The sequence below is a fragment of the Microbacterium aurum genome, assembly GCF_016907815.1.
Lineage (GTDB): Bacteria > Actinomycetota > Actinomycetes > Actinomycetales > Microbacteriaceae > Microbacterium > Microbacterium aurum.
In genome coordinates, this window is the sequence record NZ_JAFBCQ010000001.1 from 1625823 (window position 1) to 1649888 (window position 24066).

At 72.1% G+C, this 24066-nt stretch carries 25 protein-coding genes and 1 tRNA gene; 15 read left to right on the top strand and 11 right to left on the bottom strand.

The features are described 5' to 3' along the window. Positions 1 to 32 precede the first annotated feature (32 nt). Positions 33 to 959: a DUF1990 family protein gene (locus JOD60_RS17200; RefSeq protein WP_084201940.1), complete on the top strand. Its 927-nt coding sequence runs from the start codon at positions 33 to 35 to the stop codon at positions 957 to 959. An 87-nt stretch (positions 960 to 1046) separates the two neighbouring features. On the opposite strand, the gene JOD60_RS08165 is transcribed toward JOD60_RS17200, so the two are convergent. Next, positions 1047 to 1544 (bottom strand): hypothetical protein, encoded by a 498-nt coding sequence (locus tag JOD60_RS08165; RefSeq protein ID WP_157127901.1) that lies wholly within the window; start codon positions 1542 to 1544, stop codon positions 1047 to 1049. Between the two features lie 116 nt (positions 1545 to 1660). On the opposite strand from JOD60_RS08165, the gene JOD60_RS08170 reads away from it, so the two are divergent. The 3 genes from JOD60_RS08170 (at position 1661) to JOD60_RS08180 (ending at position 4176) form a co-directional block, all read left to right on the top strand. Continuing rightward, entirely contained in the window at positions 1661 to 2449 is a 789-nt protein-coding gene (locus tag JOD60_RS08170) for an alpha/beta fold hydrolase (RefSeq protein WP_076690171.1), read from the top strand. Positions 2450 to 2558: 109 nt separating this feature from the next. Continuing rightward, positions 2559 to 3323 carry a thermonuclease family protein gene (locus tag JOD60_RS08175; protein ID WP_076690172.1) on the top strand — a complete coding sequence of 255 codons (765 nt, stop codon included), beginning with the start codon at positions 2559 to 2561 and terminating at the stop codon, positions 3321 to 3323. A gap of 49 nt (positions 3324 to 3372) precedes the next feature. Beyond that, entirely contained in the window at positions 3373 to 4176 is an 804-nt protein-coding gene (locus JOD60_RS08180) for a hypothetical protein (RefSeq protein ID WP_076690173.1), read from the top strand. Positions 4177 to 4798: 622 nt separating this feature from the next. Here the strand turns inward: JOD60_RS08180 and JOD60_RS08185 are convergent. Continuing rightward, positions 4799 to 5170: a histone-like nucleoid-structuring protein Lsr2 gene (locus tag JOD60_RS08185; RefSeq protein WP_076690174.1), complete on the bottom strand. Its 372-nt coding sequence runs from the start codon at positions 5168 to 5170 to the stop codon at positions 4799 to 4801. Positions 5171 to 5179: 9 nt separating this feature from the next. After that, positions 5180 to 6034: a helix-turn-helix transcriptional regulator gene (locus tag JOD60_RS08190; RefSeq protein WP_076690175.1), complete on the bottom strand. Its 855-nt coding sequence runs from the start codon at positions 6032 to 6034 to the stop codon at positions 5180 to 5182. A gap of 59 nt (positions 6035 to 6093) precedes the next feature. Between JOD60_RS08190 and JOD60_RS08195 the strand changes: the two genes are divergently transcribed. From JOD60_RS08195 to JOD60_RS08205, 3 genes are read left to right on the top strand one after another with little or no spacing between them, the layout of a single operon-like run. Continuing rightward, the gene (locus JOD60_RS08195; protein ID WP_076690176.1) at positions 6094 to 6408 is read left to right on the top strand and encodes a DUF485 domain-containing protein; all 315 of its coding nucleotides are present in this window, start codon (positions 6094 to 6096) and stop codon (positions 6406 to 6408) included. Then, positions 6405 to 8039 carry a monocarboxylic acid transporter gene (locus tag JOD60_RS08200; RefSeq protein ID WP_076690177.1) on the top strand — a complete coding sequence of 545 codons (1635 nt, stop codon included), beginning with the start codon at positions 6405 to 6407 and terminating at the stop codon, positions 8037 to 8039. Before JOD60_RS08195 ends, JOD60_RS08200 begins: the two co-directional genes overlap by 4 nt. A 53-nt stretch (positions 8040 to 8092) precedes the next feature. After that, complete coding sequence (locus JOD60_RS08205) at positions 8093 to 9340, top strand: IS701 family transposase (protein WP_157127903.1); 1248 nt, start codon at positions 8093 to 8095, stop codon at positions 9338 to 9340. A 188-nt stretch (positions 9341 to 9528) separates the two neighbouring features. On the opposite strand, the gene JOD60_RS08210 is transcribed toward JOD60_RS08205, so the two are convergent. Then, on the bottom strand, positions 9529 to 10083 hold the full coding sequence (locus tag JOD60_RS08210) for a methylated-DNA--[protein]-cysteine S-methyltransferase (RefSeq protein WP_076690178.1): 555 nt from the start codon (positions 10081 to 10083) through the stop codon (positions 9529 to 9531). 215 nt (positions 10084 to 10298) lie between these two features. Between JOD60_RS08210 and JOD60_RS08215 the strand changes: the two genes are divergently transcribed. Both JOD60_RS08215 and JOD60_RS08220 read left to right on the top strand, forming a co-directional pair. Then, positions 10299 to 13994, top strand: a complete 3696-nt coding sequence (locus tag JOD60_RS08215; protein ID WP_076690179.1) for an ATP-binding protein — start codon at positions 10299 to 10301, stop codon at positions 13992 to 13994. Beyond that, positions 13981 to 14196, top strand: coding sequence for a hypothetical protein (locus JOD60_RS08220; protein ID WP_076690180.1), 216 nt, complete (start codon positions 13981 to 13983; stop codon positions 14194 to 14196). The genes JOD60_RS08215 and JOD60_RS08220 overlap by 14 nt, the downstream gene beginning before the upstream one ends. 106 nt (positions 14197 to 14302) lie before the next feature. On the opposite strand, the gene mscL is transcribed toward JOD60_RS08220, so the two are convergent. Genes mscL through JOD60_RS08235 form a run of 3 tightly spaced genes read right to left on the bottom strand, consistent with a single transcriptional unit; the run spans position 14303 to position 15656 of the window. Continuing rightward, entirely contained in the window at positions 14303 to 14725 is a 423-nt protein-coding gene (gene mscL / locus JOD60_RS08225; protein ID WP_076690181.1) for a large conductance mechanosensitive channel protein MscL, read from the bottom strand. Between the two features lie 31 nt (positions 14726 to 14756). Continuing rightward, complete coding sequence (locus JOD60_RS08230) at positions 14757 to 15038, bottom strand: FmdB family zinc ribbon protein (protein WP_076690182.1); 282 nt, start codon at positions 15036 to 15038, stop codon at positions 14757 to 14759. A gap of 21 nt (positions 15039 to 15059) precedes the next feature. After that, positions 15060 to 15656, bottom strand: a complete 597-nt coding sequence (locus JOD60_RS08235; protein ID WP_076690183.1) for a 5-formyltetrahydrofolate cyclo-ligase — start codon at positions 15654 to 15656, stop codon at positions 15060 to 15062. A 78-nt stretch (positions 15657 to 15734) separates the two neighbouring features. Between JOD60_RS08235 and galU the strand changes: the two genes are divergently transcribed. The 5 genes from galU to JOD60_RS08260 all read left to right on the top strand — a co-directional run bounded on the left by galU (position 15735) and on the right by JOD60_RS08260 (position 18990). After that, positions 15735 to 16613: a UTP--glucose-1-phosphate uridylyltransferase GalU gene (gene galU / locus JOD60_RS08240; protein ID WP_076690184.1), complete on the top strand. Its 879-nt coding sequence runs from the start codon at positions 15735 to 15737 to the stop codon at positions 16611 to 16613. A 40-nt stretch (positions 16614 to 16653) separates the two neighbouring features. Next, a complete protein-coding gene (locus JOD60_RS08245; RefSeq protein ID WP_084202141.1) occupies positions 16654 to 17280 on the top strand; it encodes a GNAT family N-acetyltransferase in 627 nt (208 codons plus the stop codon). A 114-nt stretch (positions 17281 to 17394) separates the two neighbouring features. Beyond that, a complete protein-coding gene (locus JOD60_RS08250) occupies positions 17395 to 18318 on the top strand; it encodes a large exoprotein (RefSeq protein WP_076690186.1) in 924 nt (307 codons plus the stop codon). Between the two features lie 96 nt (positions 18319 to 18414). Further along, positions 18415 to 18906, top strand: a complete 492-nt coding sequence (locus tag JOD60_RS08255; RefSeq protein ID WP_157127904.1) for a hypothetical protein — start codon at positions 18415 to 18417, stop codon at positions 18904 to 18906. Positions 18907 to 18917: 11 nt separating this feature from the next. Further along, positions 18918 to 18990 (top strand) — tRNA-Ala (locus tag JOD60_RS08260). 77 nt (positions 18991 to 19067) lie between these two features. Here JOD60_RS08260 and JOD60_RS08265 read toward each other — a convergent pair. Together JOD60_RS08265 and JOD60_RS08270 are read right to left on the bottom strand one after the other, a co-directional pair. Then, positions 19068 to 20672 carry an AMP-binding protein gene (locus JOD60_RS08265; protein WP_076690187.1) on the bottom strand — a complete coding sequence of 535 codons (1605 nt, stop codon included), beginning with the start codon at positions 20670 to 20672 and terminating at the stop codon, positions 19068 to 19070. Positions 20673 to 20806: 134 nt separating this feature from the next. Then, positions 20807 to 21880, bottom strand: a complete 1074-nt coding sequence (locus JOD60_RS08270; protein WP_076690188.1) for a Glu/Leu/Phe/Val dehydrogenase family protein — start codon at positions 21878 to 21880, stop codon at positions 20807 to 20809. A gap of 337 nt (positions 21881 to 22217) precedes the next feature. Between JOD60_RS08270 and JOD60_RS08275 the strand changes: the two genes are divergently transcribed. Continuing rightward, the gene (locus JOD60_RS08275; protein ID WP_076690189.1) at positions 22218 to 22694 is read left to right on the top strand and encodes a YbaK/EbsC family protein; all 477 of its coding nucleotides are present in this window, start codon (positions 22218 to 22220) and stop codon (positions 22692 to 22694) included. Positions 22695 to 22704: 10 nt separating this feature from the next. On the opposite strand, the gene JOD60_RS17330 is transcribed toward JOD60_RS08275, so the two are convergent. Together JOD60_RS17330 and JOD60_RS08285 are read right to left on the bottom strand one after the other, a co-directional pair. Continuing rightward, positions 22705 to 23115 carry a hypothetical protein gene (locus JOD60_RS17330; protein WP_198159211.1) on the bottom strand — a complete coding sequence of 137 codons (411 nt, stop codon included), beginning with the start codon at positions 23113 to 23115 and terminating at the stop codon, positions 22705 to 22707. 5 nt (positions 23116 to 23120) lie between these two features. Then, positions 23121 to 24008 (bottom strand): IclR family transcriptional regulator, encoded by an 888-nt coding sequence (locus tag JOD60_RS08285; RefSeq protein ID WP_232321766.1) that lies wholly within the window; start codon positions 24006 to 24008, stop codon positions 23121 to 23123. Between the last annotated feature and the right edge of the window lie 58 nt (positions 24009 to 24066).

The following is a 24066-nucleotide window of genomic DNA, read 5'->3' on the forward strand; positions in this document are numbered from 1 at the left end:
GGGTGCGCGCCGGCATCCGGCAGGATCGAGACATGCCGAGTTCGTTCACGCTGGTGACGGATGCCGCGGTGTCGCCCGAGGCCTTGTACGCGCTCTCGCTCGACATCGATGCGCACGTCGCGTCGATGCGGCAGTCGGGCGAGCGCGCCGTCGGCGGCGTCACGAGCGGATCGATCGGTCTTGAGGAGTCCGTCACTTGGCGGGCGCGGCATTTCGGCATCCGGTTCACGATGACCTCGCGGATCACCGAACTCGAAGAGCCGACCCGGTTCGTCGACGAGCAAGTGCGCGGGCCGTTCCGGTCGTTCCGGCACGAGCACCGGTTCGAGCAAGTCGGTAGCGGCACCCGTATGACCGACACGATCGAGCTGGCATCGCCTTTCTTCGGCCGACTCGCCGAGCGCGTCGTGCTGGTGCCGTATCTCCGGCGCCTCATTCGGCAGCGCAACGCTCACTTGCTCACGGCGCTCGGCGTCGCGCCGTCGACCGATCCCGAGGAGGTGACCTGGGAGCCCGGGGTCACTCACCCCTTCCGTGCTGCGCAGAGCGAGACGGTCATCGGCCGCGGCGACGCGTGCTGGCAGCGCGCGGCATCCGAGGTGCTGCGCTGGGGCGTGAAGACGCGCAGCGGCTTCGCCGTCGCATCACCGCATGACGTCATGCCGGGGGAGCGGCTCACCATCACCGCACGCCTCGGGCCGTTCGTCGTGCGCGAGCCCGTGGAGGTCGTCGCGGTGATCCGACAGCCCGACCGCGTCGGGTTCTCGTACCGCGCGCTGCCGGGGCACCCCGTCCGCGGGGAGGAAGCCTTCGTCGTCCATCGTCATGCGGATGCGGTGCTGCTCAGCATCCGCTCACTGACAGCGCCGGCCGCGCGTGGCCCGTGGCGGCCGGCGTATCCGCTGCTGCGGGTGGCGCAGGTGATCGCCCGCCGCCGCTACCGCCGCGCACTGCGGTGACGGGTGCCTGGTGTCATGCGAGCGCGATGGCCGCCCCGCCCACCAATCGGATTCGAGCGGGCGTACACGTGCGGGCGAGTTCAGCGATCAGCTCGCGGAGGCCTCGAACAGCATCCGTTCGTTCCAGCCTGACCGGCGCCTGGTCGCTGCGCATGCGCTCACCAACTCGGCCTCGTCAATCCACACGCCTCTCCGGCGTAGGGGTTCGGGCACCCTGTCGGCGTCGGGAAGGAGGCGACCAGCTGTCCACGGATCCCAGCGCCCGTCGGGGAGCCCCTGCACGTCGCTGACCCATGCCGGTGAGGGCAATCCGGATCGAGTGAGCTCGTGCTCAACGATGCCGGCAATCGCGGCATCCCATGTCGGAGCCAGGGGGAGTGGCGGATCGGTCGTCAAAGCCGCCTTCGCGAGCGGGCCCACGCTCTTGAGGTTGCTGGACAGCTGCACGAGCGCCTGTGCGCGATGTGCGTCGTCGAGATCGCGTCGAAGTGTCTCGGCGGTATCGGCTGCGCTCGCGCGCCGACCGGTATCGACGATGAGCAGACGCGCATCCGTCGCGGCGACAAGTGCCTCAACAGTGCTCAATCGCGCATCTCGACGTCCGGACTCGATCGCGTCCTCGCTCGCTCAACGACCGGTGGGCTGCGCGTGCCACGCCGGGACGCGCCGCCCCGTTCGTTGCGGCGTGAGAGGTTGGGGACATGACTCACCTCTCCGACGCGCTCCACCGCCCCGGAGCGATCATCCGATACTCCGACTCCGGCGGCGACGGCCCGGCGGTTGTCTTCAACCACGGCGCCGGCATGGACCACAGCGTCTTCGCGCCCCAGCTCCAGGCGGTGCGCGCAACAGGCCGACGGGCGATCGTGCACGACCTCCGCGGGCACGGCGCATCGCCCCTCGACGACGGCATCCGGTTCACGGCCGCCGACGCGCTGGAGGATCTCGCCGCACTCCTCGACGCCCTCGATCTGCAGCATCCGGTGCTCGTCGGGCACTCGCTCGGCGGAAACCTGTCGCAAGCGCTCGTGCGCCGCCACCCCGATCGCGCCGCCGGCCTCGTCGTGATCGGCGCCACCTGGAACGCCGGCCCCCTCACCCCGGCGGAGCGCCTCGCGCTGCGCCTTGCGGCTCCGATGCTCGGACTCATCCCCGCCGGGCGCCTGCCCGGGCTCATGGCGAAGGCGTCGGCCGTCACTCCGGCCGCCGTCGCCGCCACCGAGGCGATGTTCCGACGAATGCCGAAGCGCACGTTCCTGGATGTCTGGCGCGCCACGGTCTCGCTCGTCGACCCCGACCCGGCCTATCGCACACCGGTACCCCTCGGCCTCATCCGCGGCGCCGACGACCGTACCGGCAACATCGCCACGGCGATGCCGCGGTGGGCCGCGGCCGAGGGCGTGACCGAGCGCGTCATCCCGCATGCCGGACACGTCGCCACTCTCGACGCACCGGAGGCGACGACAGCGGCACTCCTCACGCTCGTCTGACCGCGACCGGGCGGCCGCGGAGGGATGCCGGCGCGACCGGCGGTCGCCACGACACGGCGTCGGGCGGGGATGCCGGGATGGCGCGCTGCGCGCCCCTAGGCTCGAGCTCATGCGTGGAATCTGGGGCCTCGCCGCCGTCGCTGCTGCCGTCCTCGTCCTGGCGGGATGCGCCGCCGAACCGACGCCGCTGGCGACACCGCCTGCCAGTACGGCGGCCGAACCCGCGGTGACGATCGACGCTGTCGTCGACGGCGACACGATCGAGACGAGCGCCGGAACGGTGCGCATCATCGGGATCGACGCGCCCGAACGCGGCGAATGCGGGTACGACGAGGCCTCCGCGCTCGTCGCGTCGCTCCTGCGTCCGGGGGATGCCGTCGTCCTGCAGCTTCCCGACGGTGAGAACGATCAGGACCAGCACGGCAGGCTGCTGCGCTACGTCGACACGGTCGACGGCGTCGACGTCGCCGCCGCGGTGCTCGCCGCGGGCCTCGCCGTCGCGCGGTACGACTCGACCGAGGGGTATCCCGCGCACCCGCGCGAGACCGCCTATCGTGCCGGCCAGCTCGCCACCCTCACCGCCTCCGGCGACGTGAGCACGACCGCGTGTGCCGCCGCGGCGCAGGCCGCCGCTGAGGCCGAGCAAGCCAGGATCGCCGCAGAGCAGCAGGCAGCGCAGGCTCCCGCTGCGCCCGCCGTCGACGAGTGGTGGCGGCAGTACTCGTCGTGCACGAAGCTCAAGAAGAACACCAACGGACACCCCACGGGGCCGTTCTCGCGGGACAACCCGGCAGAGGCCGCCGTGTACGACTGGTTCGCGAACGGCACCGGCAACAACGGCGACGGCGAAGGCGACGGCCTCGCGTGTGAGTAGGCGAGCGCGACCATGAGCCACGCGCCGCGCGACCTGGCAGAGTGAGTCCATGACCGATGTCGACGTCGATGCCGAGCTTGCGGCGCTGCGAGCCCGCGCGTACGGGGCGGATGCCGACATCCACGACGATCCGGTCGCGCTCGCGCGACTGCGGGATCTCGAGGAGCGCCGCCGCATCATGGGGGAGGCGGCCGTCGCGCCATCGGCACCGGCCGCACCGGCGGTCGCGCCGCCACCGTCCGCGTTCGTGTTCGCGTCACTCGTTGCCGGCACCGACGCCCGCCCGGATGCCGGCCACACCCCCGACCACACCCTCGACCCGGGCCGCGACCGGGCCGCAGACCCCGCGGCAGACCCGGCCGTCGCGCCCGCGGCATCCGACACCGCGCCGCGCTCGCGTGGACGCCTGCTCCTCGCCTGCGCTGTCACCGCGCTCGCGACGGCGGCCATCACCGGCGGCATCACCCTGTGGGCGACCTCGGCGGGCGCCGACCGCCCCGACGCCGTCGTGCGCCCCGCGGTCGATCCCACCCCGAACGAGACGCTCGACGATCAGGTCACCGACATCGTCCAGTTCGACGACTTCCACGGCATGCAGGTAGCCGCCGGGACGCTCTCCGAAGACCGGACGCAGCGCTGCGTTTTCATCACCATCCCGCAGGGCCAATTCAGGAGCGGCACCGGCGCCTGCGCGATCGCTCCCTTCGATCCCCAACTCGACCTCGCCCTCGCCACCTACGCCGGCTCGGAGATCGCCGACGCCTTCGGCGCTGACGCCGTGCTGCGGCTGCGCGTCGTCGGCGACGAGCTGCGCGTCTTCGTCGCCCACGAGCCCGCCGACACCGGCGCCTGACCTCGTGACCCGATCACCGCGTGGGAGCGCGCGGGAACGGCGCCGACTTGGCGTGATCGGCTGGTGAGCCGTCGTCCCCGCCACCGCGTTCCGGTCGCCATCGCGACGCTCGCCGCCGCGGCCGTGGTGATCGCGATCGCGGCCGTGATCGTGGGCCCGGCCATCTGGCAGGCGGCCACCACCCGGCTCGCCGACCGCGACACGTCGATGACCCTGACGGCGGCCGGCGCGACGGCCGAGATCCCCGTGGCGGCCGGCTGGTCGTACAGCACGCCACCGTTCGGCGAGAGCCGGGTGACACTCCACAGCGCCGACGGCGCGATGACCGTCCAGTTTCAGGTGACGGCGGATGGCGGGGCGGAGGAGGCCGCGCGCGCCCTCGGCGGCGAGGTCACCGCCTTCGACACCGAGCCGATCGGGCAGGCGGAGGTCGTCCATGCCCGCACGCGCGACCGCGCCGCCGTGGCCGGTGCCGTCGCCGCCGCCCGCAGCGCGGCGACCGGAACGGCGTACGCCCCCGCCGTGTTCGACGCCGGCGCGGGACTCGGCGCCCGAGGCGGCGGCGCCGTCCCGGGCGGGATCGTGTATCACGGCCGACCGGTTGACCCGGTCGGCCGCGCCGTCAGTGGGCCGCGTCGTACGCCTCGAGGACGGATGCTGGGACGCGCCCTCGCTCGGACACGGTGTACCCGTTGGCGCTCGCCCACTCCCGGATGGGGCCGTAGTCGCGCTGACCGGAGCGGCGCTGCGGAGCCCGGCCGCCGCCTCCGCTGCTTCCGCGACGCGGCGCGCTCGCGGTGGAGCGTGCCGAGACCGACCGGGCGGCGGCGATGAAGGGGGCGAGCGCCGCGCGCAGCGCGGCGGCGTTCTCGTCGGTGAGGTCGATCTCGTAGGCGGTGCCGTCGAGCGAGAACAGTACGGTCTCGCCGGCGCCCACCTCCAGCACGGTGCCGTCGAGGTCATCCACGAGCTGATGCACGATTCTGCGGGCCATGAGGGGAGCCTAGGGCAGCAGCCCGGCGCGCCGGGCCTTGGCGACGGCGGCGTGGCGCGTCCCAGCATCCAGCTTCGCCATCGCGGACTGCAGGTACGACTTCACCGTTCCCTCGCGCAGTGCCAGCGTGACGGCGATCTCGGCGTTGGTCTGGCCGAGCGCGGCGCACGCCAGCACATCGGTCTCGCGCGGCGACAGCTTCACGTCCAGCGGCTCGACAGCCGCAGCGCCGTCGTGCGAGAGCGCGGCCAGCCGGCGTTCGATCTCGCCGAGCCGCTGCCGCAGACCGAGGTCGGCGACGTCGGCGCCGATGCGGCGGAGCTCCGCGTACGTCTCCCGCAGCTCTTCGCGCGCCGCGACATCCAGGCTGGGCGTCGCATCGGGGGAGGGGACCAGCGACAGCCGGCGGTTCACCTCGTCGCGCACCCGCAGCTCGGTCGCCAGGTCCGACGCGACCTGCAGCGCGTTGCGCGCGGTGTTCTCCTGCAGCGGCGACTGCGCCCACGACCCGCAGTACAGCATCCCGCGCGCCTTGCCCGAGACGACCACCGGCACCGCGAACAGCGTCGCGATGCCCTCGCCGAGAATGGCACGGTCGTAGTCATGCGTGATGTTGCGGGACGAGCGGTAGTCCAGCGCCAGCCGGGGACGGCGCTCGACGAGCGCACGACCGCCGAGGCCGCGGGTGGCCTGCACCACGAGTCCCGAGATCGAGGGCGTGCGGGTGCCGACGATCGACGTCACCTCGACCGAATTGCCGCGCTCGAAGCCACCGAAGGCCACGGGCATACCCGTGCGGGCGGCGAGGTCGCCGACAGCGTGGGTCAGCAGATCCTGACCTGAGGCGAGGGCTTCGACTGCCATCGCATCTACCTACTTCCGGGGGTGACGGCTGCGTCACTCGTTTTCGTAGCGTCGACGATATCACGCGGCCGGTCGAGGACGACCGGACGCCTCGATTCGTCGAGCTGAAGAAAAGGCATCGCAGATTCGTGTGGCCGCTGACGATCGCGTTCCTCGTCTGGTACTTCGCCTACGTGCTGCTGTCGTCGTTCGCGACGGAGTTCATGTCGACCCCGGTGTTCGGCGCCGTCAACGTCGGCCTGCTGATGGGGCTCGGCCAGTTCGTCACGACGTTCGCGATCACCATGTGGTACGTCTCGTACGCGAACCGCCGGCTCGACCCGGTCTCCGCGGAGATCCGCGCCGACCTCGAGGCGCAGGAGGCCGGCCGATGAGACTCCGACAGCTTCAGGGGCCGTGGGAGGCCGCCGCGGCCACCGTGACCGCCGACAACAACCCGGTGCTCAACATCTCGATCTTCGGCGCGTTCGTCGCGGTGACGCTCTTCATCGTCATCCGCGCGAGCCGCAACAACAAGACCGCCGCCGACTACTACGCCGCCGGCCGTTCGTTCACCGGGCCGCAGAACGGCTTCGCGATCGCCGGGGACTATCTGTCCGCGGCATCCTTCCTCGGCATCTGCGGTGCCATCGCCATCAACGGCTACGACGGGTTCCTCTACTCCATCGGGTTCCTCGTGGCGTGGCTCGTCGCGCTGCTGCTGGTCGCCGAGCTCATGCGCAACACCGGCAAGTTCACGATGGCGGACGTGCTCTCGTTCCGCCTGAAGCAGGGCCCCGTGCGGATGGCCGCGGCCATCACGACCCTCGCGGTGTGCTTCTTCTACCTGCTCGCGCAGATGGCCGGCGCCGGCGGGCTCGTCTCGCTGCTGCTCGGCATCCACGAGCAGATCGGCCAGTCGATCGTCATCGGCGTCGTCGGCGTGCTCACGTTCGTCTACGTGCTGATCGGCGGCATGAAGGGCACCACCTGGGTGCAGATCGTGAAGGCGTTCCTGCTCATCGGCGGGGCCATCGTCATGACCATCTGGGTGCTCGCCATCAACGGGTTCAACTTCAACACGCTGCTGGAGTCGGCCGTGGCCGCCTCGACGACCGACCCCAAGGACGCGATCCTCGGCCCCGGCCTGCAGTACGGCAAGAACCCGTGGGACTTCATCTCCCTCGCGATCGCGCTCGTGCTCGGCACCGCCGGCCTGCCGCACGTGCTGATGCGCTTCTACACGGTGCCGACGGCCAAGGAGGCGCGGCGTTCGGTGGTGTGGGCGATCTGGCTGATCGGCCTTTTCTACCTGCTGACCCTCGTGCTCGGCTACGGCGCCGGCGCGCTCGTCGGCCCGGAGGTCATCAAGGCGGCACCGGGCGGCGTGAACTCCGCGGCCCCGCTGCTCGCGCAGGCGCTCGGCGGTCCGCTGCTGCTCGGCTTCATCTCGGCCGTCGCGTTCGCGACGATCCTCGCGGTCGTGGCCGGCCTCACGATCACGGCCGCGGCATCCTTCGCCCACGACATCTACGCGAACGTCGTGAAGAAGGGCAAGGTCGCCCCCGACGGGGAGGTCAAGGTCGCGCGTCGCACGGTGATCGTCATCGGCATCCTCGCGATCCTCGGCGGCATCGGCGTGCAGGGACAGAACGTCGCGTTCCTCGTGGCGCTCGCCTTCGCCGTCGCGGCATCGGCGAACCTGCCCACGATCCTGTACTCGCTGTACTGGCGGAAGTTCACCACCCGCGGCGCGGTGTGGAGCATGTACGGCGGACTGGCCGCGGCCATCATCCTCATCGTGCTCTCGCCGGTGTTCTGGGGCACCGAGACCAGCGTCTTCAAGAACGTCGGCGTCGCGATCTGGCCGCTGAACAACCCGGGGATCGTGTCGATCCCGCTCGGGTTCTTCCTCGGCTGGCTCGGATCGGTGACCTCGCGGCGCGCGGAAGACCCCGTCAAGGCGGCCGAGATGGAGGTGCGCTCGCTCACCGGCTACGGCGCCGAGAAGGCGGTCGACCACTAGTAGTACTTGGTTAGGTTCTTGTTAATGGTCGTGATGACTGTTAACCTCGCGGCGTGCGGGCGGATGAGATCGAGCGGGTGCGGGCCGAGTTGGACGGGTTCGTCGGGGAGGTGTTCGCGTCGCTTGCGCGGAAGGATCAGCGGGCCAAGGGCGGCTGGTATCTGCGGGGGCTGATGCTGGAGGGGCGCCGCAAGTCGATGCAGCCGATGGGGGATCGGCTCGGGATCGACTATCAGCAGCTGCAGCAGTTCGTGTCCTCGTCGCCGTGGCCGGTGGAACCGGTGCGCCGGCAGCTCGCGCGGAAGGCGGTGGGGCTGATCGGGCCGGAGGCGTGGGTGGTCGATGACACCGGGTTCGTCAAGGACGGCCCGGCATCCCCGGGGGTCGCCAGGCAGTACTCGGGCACGCTCGGGAAGGTCGGGAACGTGCAGATCGGCGTCACCGTGCACGCCGTGACGGACACTGCGTCGTGCCCGTTGGACTGGCGACTGTTCCTCCCCGAGGCGTGGGACGACACCTGTTCGGAGAGCAACGAACACGCCGAGCTGGTCGCTGCCCGACGGGTCAAGGCGCAGATCCCGGACACGGTCCGGCACCGCGCGAAGTGGGAGCTTGCGTTGGAGATGATCGACGAGCTTCGCGCCTGGGGCCTTGTCCCGCCGGTGATGGTCGGTGATGCCGGCTACGGGGAGATCGGGTACTTCCGCACCGGCCTGACCGAGCGAGAGATCCCCTACGTGGTGCAGGTGAAGTCATCCACCAGCCTGCACGACGCCCAGGCCCGGTTCGAGATACCCACCCCGACAGGGAAGCCGGGGCGACCGTTCACGCAGGCGAGTTACCAGGGCACGCCGGTGCAAGCGAAGACCTACGCCCAGGCGCTGCCAGCCAGCGCGTTCGCGGAGGTGTCCTGGCGGCAAGGCTCCAAGGGGATCATGACCAGCCGATTCACCGCAGCCCGCGTGCGTCCCGCGAACCGGAACCTGCCCAAGAATCCGGACGGGTCGCTGCCCGACTGCTGGCTCCTCGTCGAATGGCCCGAAGACGCCACCGAGCCCACCGACTACTGGCTATCCACTCTCGCCGAGGACACGCCGATCGCCGAGCTGGTCCGGCTTGGGAAGATCCGCTGGCGCATCGAGCACGACTACCGCGAACTCAAACACGGCCTCGGCCTGGACCACTTCGAAGGCCGCACCTGGCTGGGCTGGCACCACCACGTCACCCTCGTGACCGCGGCGCACCTCTTCGTCACGACACAGCGCCTCACCACAGCCCCAAAAGCGGCCGGGGCAGCCTGACCTTCTACGAGACCCTCCGCGAACTCCAGACCGCGGTCATCCGTCTCATGTCATGTTGCCCCTACTGCCGAAGAGCCGGACCAACCTAACCAAGTACTACTAGCGGTCTGTTCTACACACCGAGACCCCGCGTCGCGACGCGGGGTCTCGGCGTCTGCGCGGGGTCTCGGTGTGGGTCCGCGACCGGCCTACACGGCCGCGGAGTCTGGCCCGCCGGCGCGGTCCGCGCCGGCGGCGGCCTCGAGGTCGAGCAGGAAGCGCTTGCGCTCGGGGTGGCCGCCGTACTCGCCGATCGACCCGTCGCTGCGCACGACACGGTGTGCGGGCACGACGATCGAGATGGGTGTGCGGGCACAGGCCGACCCGGCGGCGCGGTGTGCGCGGGGGGAACCCGCCAGGATCGCGACCTCGCCGTACGATGCCGTCTCGCCGTAGGGGATCGTGCAGATGGCCTCCAGCGCCCGCCGCGCGAAGCCGTCGACGCCGGACAGATCGAGGGCGAGATCGAAGTCCCGACGGATGCCGGCGAAGTACTCGTCCAGTTGCGTCGTGACCGCGGCGGTCGCCGCCTCGTCGGGCACCGGCACGGCGCGCAGTTGCGCGCTGACCTCGGCGAGTGCGGCCTCGCGGGCGCCGACGGCGATCTCGAGCAGGTGGAGGACGGCGAGGCCCTCGTCGGTCGTGACGACGAGAGCCTCGCCGATCGGCGTCGGGTGCACCGAGTATGCGGCGGAGGGGGTCATGCGTCCATGATGGCGGCGCCGCGGCATCCGCCCGCCACGAGCGGCCCCGATTGTGGACAACCCGAGGCGGAGGCCCGCGGGGGAGAGGGCGATGACACCTCACCAGGCCACAGGCGTCACATCAGCCCCAATCCCGCGACAACCCGCCGCGTTGCGGGTGTCGGCCCGCGGCGGAGCCTAAGGTGTCGAGTGTGTGGCGAGCAGACGGTGGCGCCGTGCGAGGCGTGAGTGACGCCGACCACGGATACTCGGTGACCCCGGCCGACCTCGACCTGTCCGAGCCGGGCGTCGTGGTGACCCACGTGGCCGAGTCCGAGCGGGCGCGCCTGCGCGAGGAGGCAGCGCAGCTGGGCGGCCGCTCGACGCTGCTGCACTACACCGACGCCGGTGACGCGGGCATCGACATCACGAAGGCCCACCCCGGGAGCCTGCCCCAGTTCATCACCGGACGCTCGACGCTGCTGTCGAACCTGTTCCGCGACGAGGTGGCGCTGCGCACCGCGCGCCTCGCGGCCGAGCGCATCGCCGCAAAGGACGTCGAACTGCGCACCACGCGGGGCCTCGACGCTGTGCACCTCGCCGTCGCGATCGCCGGGTGGCGCATCGGCGGCGTCTCGTACGCCGCGCCCGTTCTGCTGCGTCCCCTCGCCATCCGCCGCCATCACGCCGACTTCGACCTCAAGCTGCACGGCTCGTTCACGCTCAACCCCGAGCTCGTCGCCGCCGCGCGCACGCACTTCGGCATCGTGCTCGACGGCCGCGCGCTCGCCGAGCTCGCCTACGACGACGGCGTCTTCAAGCCGCAGCCGGTCATCGACCACCTGCGCGCCCTCACGGCACACGTCGACACCTTCACGGTGCTGCCGCGCCTGGTCGTGTCGACCTTCGCGGACGTGTCCTCGGCGATGGGCCGCGACGCCGGCGACCTCGACCACCCCGTCCTCAACGCCCTCGCCGGACACGACGCCGACCGCGAAGACCTCTCCATCGTGCGGATGCCGCCGCCCGCCGTCGACGCCGATGAGCGCCCGCCGGCCGCGGACCGGCTGCTGCTGGACGCCGACGCGGAGCAGGAGGCCGTGCTCGCGCGCATCGTGGCGGGGCAGTCGCTCGCCGTGCACACGCTGCCAGGCACCGGTGGCACCCAGACCGTCATCAACGCCGTCGGCGAACTCGTCCGCGCCGGCAAGCGCGTGCTCGTCGTCAGCGCCCGCCGCTCCACGCTCGAAGGCGTCCGCCATCGCCTCGCCGGCATCGGCCTGCCCGGTCTCGCCGTGTCGCCGCGTCACCTGCACCGCGACCTCATCCGCGCGATCGCCCGCAACGAGAAGGCCACCCAGCCCAAGGTCGCCGACGTCGACGACGCCCTGGTGCGCCTGCGCACCGTGCTGCGCGACTATCGCGATGCGCTCACGCAGCGGCATCCGCGGGTCGAGGTCTCGCCGCTGGAGGCGCTGCGCACCCTCACGACGATCGCCGCGGGCACCCCGCAGCCGTCGGCCGCCACGCGGTTCGACATCGCGACGCTGCAGGCGCTCGGCACCCGCCGCGCCGAGGCCGCGCACGCGCTCGCGACCGCCGCGCGACTGGGGGAGTTCCGCTTCGGGCCCGACGACTCGCCGTGGTACGGCGTGGCCTTCGCGACCACCCAGCAGGCGCGCGACGCGCACGCCCTCGCGGGGCGCCTGCACCGCACCGATGTGCCGGCGATCCTCGAACGCGGCTACGCGCTCATCGCGCAGACGCGGATGCGTCCGTTCTCGACCGTCGCCGAGCTCGGCGCCTACGTGCAGCTGCTGCAGGGCATCCGCGCGTCGCTCGACCGGTTCAGCCTGACGGTGTTCGAGCGTCCCCTCGGCGAGCTCATCCAGGCGCACGCGCCGCGCCGCGACGCGCCGTCGCTGTCGGGCGCTCAGCGCCGGCGGCTGAAGGGGCTGTCGAAGGAGTACGTGCGTCCCGGCATGCACATCACCGATATGCATGAGTCGCTCGTGCGAGTGCAGCAGCAGCGGACGCAGTGGCAGCAGCTCGTCGAGCCCGGCGTCATCCCCGAGATCCCGCTGGGGCTCGACGACGTCGCCGCCGCCTGGCAGCGGGTGGCCGCCGACCTCGGCCAGCTCGACCGGGTGCTCGGACGCACCGAGTCGCTCGCGTCGCTGCCGATCCCGCACCTGCTGCGCACCCTGGCCGGCCTCGCCGCCGAATCCGACGTGTTCGACAACCTCGTCGAGCGGGCGACCCTCCGGGGCGAGCTCGCCGAGATGGGTCTGGAGGAGCTGCTCACCGAGCTGTCGGTGCGGCACGTGCCCGAAGCGCACGTCGCCGCCGAGTTCGAGTTCGCGTGGTGGCAGTCGGCGCTGGAGGCGATGCTGCGCTCCGACCGGGCGCTGCTCGGCGCGAACACGGCGGTCGTGGACCGGCTCGAGCGCGACTACCGCCTCGTCGACGAGGCGCACGCTGCGTCGGCCGGGCCGCTGCTGGCCGCGGAGCTCGCGACCAAATGGCGCATCGCCGTCGTCGACGAGGCCGATGAGGCCGCGCGGCTCAAGCACCTGCTGCGCTCGGGCGGGGCGAACGCCGCCGAACTCGTCGCCGCGGCGCCGACGCTCGTGCGCACGCTGGCGCCGGTGTGGCTCGCCTCGCCGTATGAGGTGCCGCAGATTCCGGATGCCACCCCGTTCGACGTCGTCATCGTGGCGGATGCCGGGGCGCTCTGCCTCGCCGAAGCCGCACCCGCGCTGCGGCGCGGCGGCCAGATCGTCGCGTTCGGCGACCCGGTGACGCAGAAGCCCACGCCCTTCCGCGTCGGGGCGGGAGCGGCGACCGCCGACGACGAGCCCGAGGGCGACTTCGACGAGGTCAGCGTCTTCGAGCGTCTCACCGAGCTCATCCCCGTGGACACGCTCACCCGCAGCTACCGCGCCGGCGGCGAAGATCTCGCCGAGCTCGTCAACGACGCGTTCTACGACGGCCGGCTCGTCTCGATCCCCTGGGCGGGGTCATACCTCGGCCGCGGGAGCCTCAGCGTCGACTACGTCGAGGGCGGCACCGGAACCCCCGACCCCGTGACCGGCGCGGTGGAGAGCCCCGATGCCGAGGTCGCCCGGGTCGTCACCCTCGTCGTCGAGCACGCCGTCAACCGTCCGACCGAGTCGCTCATGGTCGTCACCGCGTCGGTGCGCCACGCCGAGCGGGTGCGCCAGGCGGTGGCCGCGGCCTTCGCCGGGCGCTCGGACGTCGCCGACTTCGTCGGCCGCGACACGGCCGAGCCCTTCGCCGTGCTGGGCCTGGAGGAATCGGTCGCCGAGAGCCGCGACCGAGTGGTGTTCTCCCTCGGGTTCGGCCTCACCAAGCACGGCCGCGTGCTCAGCGACTTCGGCGACCTGTCGGGCGAAGACGGCGAGCGTCTGCTCACCGTCGGCATGACCCGCGCGCGTCGCTCGATGGTCATCGTCTCCTCGATCCGTCCGTCCGCGTTCGACGAGGGACGGCTGGAGTCGGGGGCGGCGACGCTCATGTCGATCCTCGGCGGCATCGCCGCCCGCGCCCGCCAGTCGCGGCTGGAGGATCTCGCCGACCCGCTCACGCTGACCCTCGCCGGGCACCTGCGCGCGCTCGGGATCTCCGTCGACGTCGACTATCGTGGCCGGCTGCCGCTGGTCGCGCAATACAAGGGCAAGGCCGTCGTGGTCGAGAGCGACTCCGACACGGTGCGTGAGACGCTGCGGGAGAGCCTGCGGCTGCGGCCGCAGGTGCTGCGCCGGCTCGGCTGGCACTACGTCCGCGTGCACGCGTTCGACCTCTACAGCGACCCGGCCGGGGTCGCCGCGCGGATCGCCGCGATCCTCGGCGCCCCGCCGGAGACGCCCACGGCCGACACGGTGACCCAGCCGATCGATGTCCTCGACTGAGACGGATGCCGGTGATGCCGCCGACCGGCGACAGCGAGTCGTGCGGGTGCGGGGCGCGCGCCGCGCGCAGCTAACGCCCGCGCCGGGGAGCGACCCGGACCCGGAGCTGCCGGCGCGACGCGACGATGCCCCCACCCCGAGGGCGGGGGCATCAGGCCCCAACGACGAGCAGCTGCGGCGGGACGTGCCGCCGCACTACTGACGCGGGCGTCCTTGTTCTGGAACGGCGTGGGGCGTTTCGTCTCGCTCGTTCCTCGCTCGCTCAACGACCGGTGGGCGGGGCGCTCAACGACCGGTGGGCGGGGCGCTCAGCGACCGGTGGGGGAGGCGTTGCGCTCGAGGAGGTCGCGGATCTGGATGAGCAGTTCCTGCTCTGTGGGGAGCTTCTCCTCGGCATCCTCGGAGACACCGGCCTTGGCGGCCTGGCGCTCCTTCCACAGGTTCATCGGATAGACGAACACGAAATACACCACGATCGCCACAGCGAGGAAGCTGATGAGCGCGCTGATCAGGTCGCCGATCGGGAAGGTGACCGTCCCGCCCCAGACCGCGGGAACCGGGATGCCCGGAACGCCGTTGTCGTCCGGCTTCCAGAACACCTCGATGAGCGGGGTGATGATGGACGACACGATCGCGTTGACCACAGCGGTGAAGGCGGCGCCGATGACGACGGCGACGGCGAGATCGATGACGTTGCCGCGCATGATGAAGTCTTTGAAGCCCTTGATCACGATGCGTCTCCTGTCTCCGGCTGCGGCCGGCCTACGAACCCGACGGTGCGGGTGAGGACTTCGCCTCGGGCTTCGATGATGTCGGACTCGGCGCCGACGCGCCACCCGCGGCATCCTTCTTGCCAACCGTCCCACCGGCACGCGAGTCGGTGCGGTAGAAGCCGGAGCCGTTGAAGGTCACGCCCACCGATCCGTACTGCTTGCGGACGGGTCCGCCGCACTCGGGGCATTCGGTCAGGGCGGCGTCGGAGAAGGACTGGACGGCGTCGAAGCGGTGGCCGCACTGCGTGCAGGCATAGGCGTAGGTGGGCATGTGTCCTCGGTATCTTGCGGGTCAGCGTCGATGCGGGGCGAGCACGACGGTTCGGGTGGGTGTCACGACGCCGGTCACCGGCTGGTCGTGGAGATCGCGGGGCACTTCGTCGACGAGCTCCGAGTCGAAGACGACGGCGTACACCGGCGGGCAGTGCTCCATGGAGCCGAGGGTCTTGTCGAAGTAGCCCCGTCCCCACCCGAGTCGCATGCCGGTGCCGTCCACCGCGGCGGCGGGGACGATCAGCAGGTCGACGTCGTTGACCGCCAGTGGGCTCAGCACCTCGCCGACCGGCTCCGGCATGCCGAACAGCCCCTCGGTGATGTCGCCGTCCGGGTCGGCGACGACCCAGTCGAGAAGACCGTCGGCCCGGGTCACCGGAAGCAGGACGCGGATGCCGCGGCGCACCGCGTCGGCGACGAACTCGTGCGTCCCGGGCTCGGTCGGAGCCGACAGGAAGCACGAGATCGACCGGGCGCCGACACTCGCGACGAGCGCGTCGAGCTGGGCTTTGACACCCTCGGCGGCGGCGGTGCGCGCCGCGTCGGAGCGTTGCTGGCGGCGTTCGCGAAGCTCCGCGCGCAGCGCGCGCTTGGCGTCGGCGATCCCGTCGGTCATGGTCCGATTGTAGGCGGCGCGTCGCGGCCCGCGTCGCGGCGGTAGGCGAGCGGGTGACCCGGCCGGTAGTGTGGCGACATGGCTTCCACCCCCATCAAGGCCGTCATTCCGGCCGCCGGTCTCGGCACGCGCTTCCTGCCCGCGACGAAGGCGATGCCGAAGGAGATGCTCCCGGTCGTCGACAAGCCCGCCATCCAGTACGTGGTGGAAGAGGCGGTCGCGGCGGGGGTCGACGACATCCTGATCATCCTGGGGCGCAACAAGAACAACATCTCCAATCACTTCGACTCGGTGCCCGAGCTCGAGCAGAAGCTGAGTGACAAGGGCGACCACGAGAAGCTGCGTCACGTGCAGGCCTCGAGTGAGCTCGCCGACATCCACTTCGTGCGTCAGGGCGAGCCGCGCGGCCTTGGCCACGCCGTGTACCGCGCGCGCAACCACATCGGCGACTCGACGTTTGCCGTCATGCTGGGCGACGACCTGATCGACGAGCGCGACCCGCTGCTGCCGAAGATGCTCGCCGAGAACGAGCGCACGGGACTCACCGTCATCGCCCTCATGGAGGTCGATCCCGAGCACGTGCACCTGTACGGTGTCGCGTCGGTCGAGCCGACCGACGACCCCGACGTGGTGCGGGTCACGGGCCTCGTCGAGAAGCCCAAGCGTGAGGACGCGCCCTCGAACTACGCCGTCATCGGCCGCTACGTGCTGACGCCGCAGGTGTTCGACATCCTCGAGCGCACGGCGCCCGGCAAGGGCGGCGAGATCCAGCTCACCGACGCGCTGCAGGAGCTCGCCGTCACCGACGGGGTGCTCGGCGTCGTGTTCCGCGGCCGCCGCTACGACACCGGTGACAAGGTCGACTACATCAAGGCCATCGTCCAGCTGGCGAGCGACCGCGACGACCTCGGCCCCGCGCTGCGGCCGTGGCTGAAGGACTTCGCGGCGCAACTGTGACGTCGCACGGCGCGGACATTCACCGTAGGAAGGGATGCCGGTGGACCTGACCGCGCCGCGCCAGCACGGGCCCGTCGCGATCCGGCTCGTGAAGCAGCGCGACGCGCGCATCCTGCAGTCCGAACTGCTGAGCAACCGCGGATGGCTCCGCCCGTGGGAGGCGACGAGCCCCGACGGGCCGGTGTCGTTCGACATGCGCGTCGGCGTCCGGCGGCTGCTGCAGCAGTACCGCGACGGGGGCGGGGTGCCGTTCGTCATGGAGTACGACGGCGAGATCGCCGGTCAGCTGAACGTGTGGGGCATCGCCCGTGGGTCGCTGTCGTCGGCGACGATCGGATACTGGGTCAGCGAGCGCTTCGCCGGGCGCGGCATCACCCCGACGTCGGTGGCGCTGGCGACCGACGTGTGCTTCCGCGAGATGGGGCTGCACCGCATGGAGATCTGCATCCGGCCGGAGAACAGCGCCAGCCTGCGCGTCGTCGCGAAGCTCGGGTTCCGCTACGAGGGGCTGCGGCGGCGGTTCATCCACATCGCGGGGGACTGGCGCGACCACTATGCCTTCGCGCTCGTGCGTGAAGAGGTCCCCGAGGGCGTGCTGCAACGATGGGTGTCGGGCCGCGCGCCGGCGCAGGCCGCGGACATCCCGCAGTCCGACCGGATCGGCTGACACCGGCATCCGGTCTACGGCATGGCGCCGTCAGAACCTTCAAGGTGAACATGAACCTCAGACACGCGGGGCGCATGCCGGGCTGAGGCGGGCGGCGGCCCTACCGTGGAGCCCATGGGTGGACAGGTTCTCGGCGGCGGCGTGGTCGTCCTCGTCGCCGTCGTGCTCTGGCTGGTCTATCTGCTGCCGTCGTGGCACGGGCGCCATCAGTACTACGCCGCCGAGCGCAACGCCGTGCGGCTGAACCAGGCCCTGCGCGTGCTCGCCGAGACGAGCGAGACGCCGCAGGAGGTGCGACTCGAGCTCAACGCCCGCACCGCCCTCGCCCAGCAGCGGCTGGCCCGTCAGGCGCAGTCCGAGCGGGAACAGGCCGAACTCGAACGCGCCCGCGCCGAGCTGGCGGTGACGAAGCTGCAGGCGAAGGCCGAAGCGGCCGCCGCCCGTGAGCGCGCGGCGGCCGAGGCCCGCGCCGCGAAGGCCAGCCCTGCCCTCCGCCGCGCCGGGGCGCGACGCCGCGCCCGGCTGGTCACCACGATCGTCGCCGTCGCGGCCCTCGTGCTCGCCGGCTGGGGCGGTGTCGAGGTGGCCACCAGCGGCTCCTCGGTGCTGCTGTGGACGGCGCTGGCTGCGCTTGCCACCTGCATCGTGCTGCTGCAGCGGATGTCGGTCGTGCGTCGCCACAGCGAGGTACGCGTCGCGGCGCCCGCGACCGTCCGCGTCGCGGCCGACCTGCAGGATGTCTCCCTCGCCTCCGATCGCGTCGCGTGGACGCCCCGCGAGCTTCCCCGCCCGCTCACCGCGTCGGCGGGATCGCGCGCCGCGAGCGTGCTCGACGAGGCGGACGCGCGGGAGGCGCTGCGCCGCGCCGCTTTCGAAGAAGCCATGCGCGCGCGCGCCGAGGCGCAGCGTCCGCCGTCGATCGTCGCCGCGCGCGCCGCGCGCCGCGATGTCGAGTTCGCCGGCGGCCCCGGCGCGGGCGACGAGGCGATCGAGGAGCACGTGCGGCGTCTGCTGGAGCGGCGCGCGAGCGGACAGTGACACCCGCCTGACACGCGGGGAGCTCGGCCTGCGATCGCCGACCCGCAGTCGGTTCTCCGGCAGACCCGCGAACGGCGCTGCAGGCCGAGTCGCTCGGTGCGCTCGAGGATCAGCTCGATCTGGAATGCGCCCCGTTCGGCGGGGTCGTCCGAGGTCGACGTCGACGTGCGTGCGCACCGCGGTCGTGCCGTGCGCAACGAACTGCTCGAGCACGTTGCGGGTGATCTGCGCCGACGGCATCCCGATCTCGTCGCGCCCGGCACGCTCGTGCCGGATGCGCCCCTCGGTGCCGCCCTCGCCGCCGTAGGACTGCCACGGCAGCCCCCACCACGACTTGTCGATGTGCGCGTGGGCGTTCACGAAGCCCGGCAGTGCCAGCAGGCCGCGCCCGTCCACGCCCGCGTCCACGCCGGCATCCGCGGGACGGATGCCGGTGATGCGGCCGTCCTCAAGTGTCAGGTCGACGGGGGTGTCGCCCCAGGGCGGACGTTGCGGAGCAGGGGAGGGGTCGCAAAGGTCATCACCCTCGTCTCGCGCCCTGCGGCACTGCCGGCCGTCCAGAGCACCGCACCGCGCGTGATAACCTAACTGAGGTTCACGGGCCTGTGGCGCAGTTGGTAGCGCGCCTCGTTCGCATCGAGGAGGTCAGGGGTTCGAATCCCCTCAGGTCCACCGAAGAAACCCCCCGCTCGCGCGGGGGGTTTCATGTTTGGGGGGCGGACGTCACACCGCTTTCCTTGACTTGAGCCTCAGGCGGCGCTCTCGCGGGCGCGGAGGTCCTTCCGCAGGATCTTGCCCGCGGAGGACTTCGGGATCGCGTCGATGAACTCCACCCGGCGCACCTTCTTGTGCGGGGCGACGTTCTCGGCGACGAACGCCATGACCTCCTCCTCGGTGAGCCCGGAGTCCGGCGCCGGCACGATGAACGCCTTCGGGATCTCCTGCTTGTCGTCGTCGAGGACGCCGATGACCGCGGCATCCATCACCTTCGGGTGCCCCAGCAGCAGCGCCTCGAGCTCGGCGGGGGCGATCTGGTAGCCGTGGTACTTGATGAGCTCCTTGACGCGGTCGACCATCGAGAAGTAGCCGCCCTCGTGGGCGACGGCGACGTCGCCGGTGTGGAGGAACCCGTCGGCATCGAGCGTCTCGGCCGTCGCCTCCGGCTTGTTCAGGTATCCGAGCATGACGTTCGGCCCCTTCACCCACAGCTCACCCGGGCGGGTCTGGCCGTCCTCGCCGAACTCGGTGATCTCCTCGCCCGTCTCGGTGTCGACGAGCTTGCAGACGATGTTGGGGAGTGTCACCCCGACGGAGCTGACCGGGATGTCGTCGCGCTGGTACGGCATGGCGTGTGAGACTGGGCTGAGCTCGCTCATGCCGTAGCCCTGCATCATGCGCGCGCCGATGCGACGCCCGGCGAGCTCGGCGGTCTCTCCGTCGAGCGGCGCCGCGCCGGAGAAGACGGCGTGCACCGTCGAGATGTCGAACTGGTCGACGATGGGGTGCTTGGCCAGGGCGACGGCGATCGGCGGCGCGATGTACAGGTACGTGCACCCGAACTTCTGGATGATCGTGAGGAACTCCACCAGGTCGAACCGGGGCACGGTGACGAGCGTCGCGCGCTGCTTCAGCGCCAGGTTCAGCAGCACCGTCATGCCGTAGATGTGGAAGAACGGCAGCACCGCGAGCACGCGGTCGGTCGGGCGGAGATCGATGCCGACGCGGCACTGCGCCACGTTCGCGACCAGATTGCGGTGGCTCAGCATGACCCCCTTCGGGATGCCGGTGGTGCCGGACGAATAGGGGAGCACCGCGACGTGGGTTGCGGGGTCGAAGCTCGCCTCGGGGGCGGTCCGCCCCTCGGTCAGCAGCTCGCGCAGGTTCGGGTGGCCGCCCGTTTCTGAAGAGGGGGCGCCGTCCAGCACGATGAGTCGTTCGGCGGGGATGCCGACGGCATCCGCCGCGGCCTCCGCCTGCGGCAGCAGGGGACTCACCGTGACGAGCCAGGTGGCCCCGGCATCCGTCAGCTGCTTCTGGATCTCGCCCGGCGTGTACAGCGAGTTGATCGTCGTGACCGTCGCGCCGGCGCGGAGGATGCCGTGGAACACCGTCGCGAAGGCGGGGACGTTCGGGCACAGCACCCCCAGCACCGTGTCGGTGGTCACGCCCCGGGCCGCCAGCGCCCCGGCGAACGCGCCGATCTGCGCCTTGAGAGCGCCGTACGTCGTCTCGGCGCCCGTCGCCGGATCGATCAGCGCGACGCGGGCGCTGTCCTCGGCACTGAGATCGCCGAACAGATCGTCGTAGATGCTGAGCTCGGGGATCTCGACATCGGGGAAGGGGCTGGTGAACACGGGCGGTCTCCTTCGACGGCGGTGCGCGGACCTGGCGACGCTGCCGGGTGGCTACATCATGCCATCCGGCGCGGACGCGGTTCCACACATCGCGGAACCGCGTGCCGCGCCGGGTGTCGGGCTCGCCCCGGGTCTCAGGCCGACGCGCCCGCCAGCTGCCCGGCGCTGAGACGCTCGGCCGCGCGCTCCTCGGCGGCGGCGAGCGGGGTGATGCCGCGCGCGGCGGCGGCCGCGAAGATGTCCCGCAGGGTGTCGCCGATGCCGGCGACACGGTCCATGATCTCGGCGCGCGTGCCGAGATGCTTGGCCTCCAGGTCGAGGTAGACGACGCCGCCGGCGTTCACCACGAAGTCGGGCGCGTACAGGATGCCGCGGGCCGCGAGCCGATCGGCGCCGGACCGCTCCGCCAGCGGGTTGTTCGCCGGGCCGCAGACCGCGCGGGCCGCCAGTGCGTCGATGACGTCGTCGTCCAGGACGCCGCCGATGCCGGCCGGCACGAACACGTCCGCCTCGACGAGGTGCTCGGTGCCTGGCTCGACCCAGCGGGCGCCGAGTTCGGCGGCGAGATCGCGCTTGGCCGGGTTGACGTCGGTGACGGTGAGCACGGCGCCCTCCGCCGACAGGCGCACGGCGAGACGGCTGCCGACCTGACCGAGCCCGGACACGGTGATGCGCCGGCCGGCGACCTCCGGCGAGCCGGTGGACTCGGCGAGGGTCGCGCGCAGCGACTCGTACACGCCGAGACTGGTCGGACCGGCCGGTTCACCGGACCCGCCGACAGCGTCGGGCAGACCCACGACGTGCGCGGTGCGCTCGCTGACGACGAGCATGTCGTCCGTCGTCGACCCGACGTCCTCGGCGGTGCGATACCGGCCCTCGAACCGCTCGACGGCGTCGCCGAGGTCGAGGTACGCGGCGCGGCGGCGCTCCGGGTCGAGCGTCGTGCCCGGCGGCAGACAGATGACCGACTTTCCGCCGCCGGCATCGAGGCCCGCGGCGGCGTTCTTCAGGGTCATCGCGGCGGACAGGCGCAGGGCGTCGCCGACGGCGTCGCTCCAGTGCGGATACGTCCACATGCGGGCGCCGCCCAGGGCGGAGCCGAGCACCGAGGAGTGGAGGGCGACGGTGATGACGAGGCCGCTGCGCGGGCCCGTGGTCACCTCCACGCGCTCGTGGGTGAAATCGGGCAGGGGCAGGGTGTGCGTCATCGCATCCTCTTTCGGCTGGCCTTGTGGGCTGTGCTCTGCGGGTGCCGCGGCGTTGCGGCATCCGTCTCCCATTGTGCCACTCGACGGCCGCGGCGGCGGGGCCGGGCCGGGCGGGCGCGGTGAGGCGGTGGCGGGGCCGGGCCGGGCGGGCGCGGTGAGGCGGCGGCGGGGTCGGGCGGGCGGCCGCGCGTGGGTCGGGCGGGCGGCCGCGCGTGGGTCGGGCGGGCGGCCGCGGTGTGCGAAAAGCAGGCTGGATCGACCCGCAGGCCGCCGCCCGGGCCCCGGAAGGACGATCCAGCCTGCTTTTGAGACGCGGTTCGGGCGATACGGTGGCACCATGACCGAGAATCTGCCGCCCCGCAGCCGCCTGGTCCACGACGCGGTGCGCGCGGCGGGCATCGGCGGCGAGATCGTCGTGCTGCCGGATGCCGCGTCCACCGCGCCGCTGGCCGCGGCCGCCCTGGGGGTGGAGGTGGGGGCGATCGCCAACAGCCTCGTGTTCTTCTCCGACGGCGCGCCGCTGCTCGTCATGACCAGCGGCGCGCACCGCGTCGACACGGCAGCGCTCGCCGAGCGCCTCGGCCGCGGGAAGATCCAGCGCGCGACGCCCGAACAGGTGCGCGAGGCGACGGGGCAGGCGATCGGCGGCGTCGCGCCGACCGGCCACCCCGCGCCCCTCACCACCGTCGTCGACGAGGCGCTGGCGGCCTACCCGGAGATCTGGGCGGCCGGCGGCACGCCCCACACGGTCTTCCCGCTGACCTTCGACGACCTCGTGCGCCTCACCGGCGGCACGGTGCTGAAGGTCGACTGACCGGTCTCGATCACGCCCTCAGGATGTCCCACGCCGTCACGGCGGCTGCGGCCGACCACGCCTGCGGGCGGCACGCCGCCGGGTAGGGCGCGGGACGCGGCAGATCGGTCGCCGCGTCGCCGGCGTGCAGCTCGGGCACGCGGTAGTCGAACGCCTCCGCTGCGGCGAGCATGCCGGCGACCGCGGAGTGCCGTTCGTGTCGTTCGGCCGCCCCTGGGGCGCGGACGACCTCGGCGCCCCCGCGCACCACTGGGTCGGCGTCGACGGCGCGTCGGGGACGGCGCAGGCGACCGCCCACGCGTTGCGCACCGCCGGCGCGCGCGTCGCCTTCCTCGGCTGGCCGGCGGGATCGGCGACGGGAGATGACCGCGAGCGCGGGTGGCGCGAGACGCTGCCGACGGATGCCGCGGCCCCGCGTCACGGGCGTCACGGGCGCGTGAGGCCGTTGGAGAGGGCCGGGCGCGAGGGGCGGGAGCGCGAGGCGGGACCGGAGCCGTAGAGCCGCTGCTGCAGGTCCGCTGCGGCAGCAGTCACCTGCGCGACGACGGATGCCGGGGGTGCGGCGTCGGGGGTGGGTGGTGCGGCGTCGGACCCGGGTGGCGCGTCGACGGGGCCGGGTGGCGCAGCGGCGGCCGGCGCGTCGGTCCCGGTGCCGACCGGCCAGGTGACGGCGATGGCCGCGACCGGCCAACCCGCGTGGTCGTGCACGGCGGCCGCGACGGAGCGGAAGCCGAGCGTCACCTCGCCGTCCTCCGTCGCGATCCCGGTCTGGCGCACCGTCCGCAGCAGCTCACGCAGTTCGTGGGGAGTCCGCGGACCGCGACCCGTGCGGTCGGCGAAGACCCCGGCATCCGGGTACAGCGCCCGCACCTGCTCACGGGGGAGCTGCGCCAGCATCGCACGCCCGGTCGCGGTGAGGTGGGCGGGCAGGCGCACGCCGACGTCGGTCACGAGCGCGGGACGGCGCGGCGCGCGCTCCTCGACGAGATACAGCACATCACGCCCGGTCATGACGGCCAGGTGCGCGCTCTCGCCGGTGCGGTCGGCGAGAGCGGCGACGAGCGGGCGGCCGAGGCGGGCGAGTGGCTGCTGCCGGGCGAAACCCCCGGCGAGCTCGAACGCGGCCGTGCCGAGTCCCCACCGGTGCTCCGGGCCCAGATGCACAACGAAGCCGTGCTCGGCCAGCGTCCGCAGCAGGTGGTAGACGCTCGACCGCGGGATGCCGAGGGTGTCGGCGATCGTCCGGGCGGCGACCGGCCCGCGCTGGCGGGCGAGGAACGACAGGATCCGCAGCGTCTGGTCGGCGGCGGGCACCTGCGGCCCGGCGGGGGTATCTGGGATCACAGACACAGAATGGCACACCCCGCTGGCG